We start from the raw sequence: 2,957 nt of genomic DNA on the forward strand, positions 1-2,957 counted from the left end.
AGCAGCACGGCCTCGTTAGTAAACCACCAGTCACAGTTGCGCGTGCCGCCAATACCGCGCAGCGCGGCTTTACCGAAGCGGTCGGCCAGCGGAAATTGCAGGCCAGAGTTGACCAGCGCGGTGGTTTTGCCCGCGCCGGGCGCGCCGATAATCACATACCACGGCAGCTGGTAAAGGTACTGACGACTGAAGCGCTGCGTCCAGCGGCGCTTGCCTGCGCGGCTGAAGTGCGCTTTTTTCAACAGCTCGGCGGCTTCGGTAAAGCGCTCCGCCAGCACGCGATCTTCGCTGGTCAGACGCTTAACGTTCGGATCGTTCTCTTCCGCTGCCGGATTGAGACTGCCCATCAGCTTGCGGTTCAGCCAGGCATTGTAAAGGCGCGGCACGACGTTGCTCAGGCCCCATGCCACATACAGTAGCGCGATACTGATCTGACGGTTAACTTCCGGTTCCAGCGGACGCGAGTCGACGATAGAGAAAACCGGCCCGATCACCCAGATAATGAATGACAGCGCGGTGATGCCGATAAAGCCCCACATCAGCCGGTTGGTCATAATGGCAAACAGAATATTCATCATCCGTTAATTTCCTTGCTGCGACGTCAGTTCCGCGCGGGTGTTGTCAGGAGAAACCAGCAGCGTGATATCCACACGACGATTGCGTGCCCGGTTGGCGGCGGTAGTGTTCGGCACCAGCGGATTGGTTTCACCGCGCCCTTCCGCCTTCACGCGTGCGGGCTGGCTAAGCGTCTGCTGTAGCCGTTCCTGCACCGATTTTGCCCTTGCCAGCGACAGCTCGTAGTTAGAGGCGAAGCGGGCGCTGCGGATCGGCACATTGTCGCTGTAGCCAATCACCAGAATGCGGCCGCTGACGTTGTTCATCGCCTGGGCGATGCGGTCCAGCACTTCTTCATAGCGACCGCGCACGGTTGTAGAGGCGGAGGTAAACAGGCCATCGCCTTTCAGCGTCACCACGCTTTGATCCGCTTCGTCTCTCACCGACACCAGCCCTTCGTCGATTTCCGGCTTCAGGAAGGCTTTCAGGTTCAGCGCAGCAGGCGCAGGCGGCGCAGGATGTTGAATGGTCACTTCCGGCAGCGAGGTCTGATAGACCGATGCCAGCACCGGACTGGTCGCGTCGCTCAGCCGCCAGTTAAGCAGGATATAAAGCAGACAGGCCAGAAAACCTACCAGCGCGGCGCAGGCCCACAGCGGCACTACCGGTCGCCACAGCCTGCGCGTAACCGGATGATCTTCCGGATGCGGCGAAAGCGGCGGGGGGTAGCCACCACGTACCGAACGGATCATTTGCAGCAGGCGGCTTTTGATGGTTTCCAGCTGCGAACGCCCGTTATCCAACACGCGATAGCGGCCTTCAAAACCCAGCTGCAGACAGTAGTTGATCAGCTCCAGCAGCCCAATCTGTTCGCGCGGGTTCTGCGACAGCTTGGCCAGCAGCTGGAAAAACTTCTCGCCGCCCCAGGTTTCGTTATGAAAAGTCACCAACAGGCCCTGCCCTGGCCAGGCGGCGCTGCCCCACGGTGTCAACGCCGCCGCCTCATCAATAGCGGTGCAGAGGCAGTAACGCGCACCGATAATGACCTCGTAAGGCAATCCGGCACGCTGGCAGTGCATTTCAAACTGGCGTATTTCATCAATCAAACGCTGACGCAGTCCGCCAGGATCGGCGTGCGTGACCGAATGACGGATCTGCGGGATCGCGTTCAGTAAGGGGTTTGCCGCGGCGACCAGCGGATTAACGCTGCTCGCGCCCGAAAAAATGTCGCCCTGTGCGGCGGCCTGTCGTTGCTGCATGTTTCTTGCTCCTGACGTCAGGCGGAATGACTACGAATGGCCCAGAACTCCATAGCGAGTCCCGGAAAATCACCGGCGAGATGCAGGGCAAAGGTGCCGGATTTTTCCATTTCCTGCCAAAGCTCGCTGCCCTTGTCCAGCTCGAAATAGCTGTAACCGGCGTGCCACGGGATCTGCGGTGGAGCGACCGACAGCGGGCGCAGGATCATACCTGGCAGCTGCAGCTGCACCAGATCGCGAATTTTCGTTACCGGCGCGACTTTCATCTGCGCCGGGAAATGGGTCAGCAGCGTATCGACAGGCACGCTGGCGCGTACCGCCAGGACAAAACCAAACTCGCGCACCATCGAACTTGCCGGTACGGTCGCCACATTGAGGCCGTGTGAACGCTCGGTCAGCGGCAGCTGCACGGCATTTTCTTCCAGCACCTGCGACAGGCCCTGACGCAGCATCAGCATGAGTTTGCCAAAGCAGCGGGCTAAATCGTCATGGTCGTAAACCGGCAGCGAGCCGTCCGGGAAACGCTGTGGCGTATAGGTGGAAAGCTCGCAGGCAAACGCCAGCCAGGTAGCGAAAAGCGTTTCCGGGTGCAGCAGCGGCAGATTTTTCAGATGGCTGACGTGGCCCAGGTGGTGATTAACCAGCGCCAGCAGCATAAAGTCGACCATGTCAGCGGTATTAAAACGCCCGGGCTGCTGGAGACGTTGCCCAATCTGCTGACTGCGCTGCTGTAGCAGGCCCGGCATATCGTTCAGATAATCGCAGAGCTGGGGGCTGGCCCCGCAGTTCAGCACCGGCGGAATATAGCTGCTCTCCAGCCGCACCTGATTACTGCGCTTCTCCAGCACTTTTACCACCGCCATCGCCGTCCATTCCGCGCTCAGCTCGCTTTCCAGCATCAGGCGCAGGCGCAGCTTGCCGAACTGTACGGCGGCCGGGCTGACCGCCAGAGCGTTGCAGTCGTCCACTTCCTGCTCAAAAGTCAGGTAGCGCGCCAGCGAGTCAGGGGTTTCACTGAAAATGACTTCATCACGCCCGCCGCGGCGGGCAGGCAGCGCCAGCAGCACTTTTTCACTGCCTTGATTGTCGGGAATGGTCAGCGGCGGCGGGCCGTTCCTGCCGTCACGAAACGAGAAGTAAGTC

Annotated in this window: 2 protein-coding genes and 1 pseudogene; all 3 read right to left on the bottom strand. The window is 60.2% G+C overall.

Going from position 1 to position 2,957, the window contains the following annotated elements:
* Positions 1-578 (bottom strand): annotated as a pseudogene (locus RTK32_RS19370) (type VI secretion system membrane subunit TssM); the annotation flags it as partial.
* A 3-nt stretch (positions 579-581) separates the two neighbouring features.
* Positions 582-1,814 (bottom strand): DotU family type VI secretion system protein, encoded by a 1,233-nt coding sequence (locus tag RTK32_RS19375; RefSeq protein ID WP_312046845.1) that lies wholly within the window; start codon positions 1,812-1,814, stop codon positions 582-584.
* Positions 1,815-1,831: 17 nt separating this feature from the next.
* A partial coding sequence (tssK, locus tag RTK32_RS19380; protein ID WP_312046847.1) for a type VI secretion system baseplate subunit TssK occupies positions 1,832-2,957 on the bottom strand: 1,126 nt, incomplete at its 5' end.

It is taken from the genome of Erwinia sp. (assembly GCF_031978025.1).
In the GTDB taxonomy this organism is placed as follows: domain Bacteria; phylum Pseudomonadota; class Gammaproteobacteria; order Enterobacterales; family Enterobacteriaceae; genus Erwinia.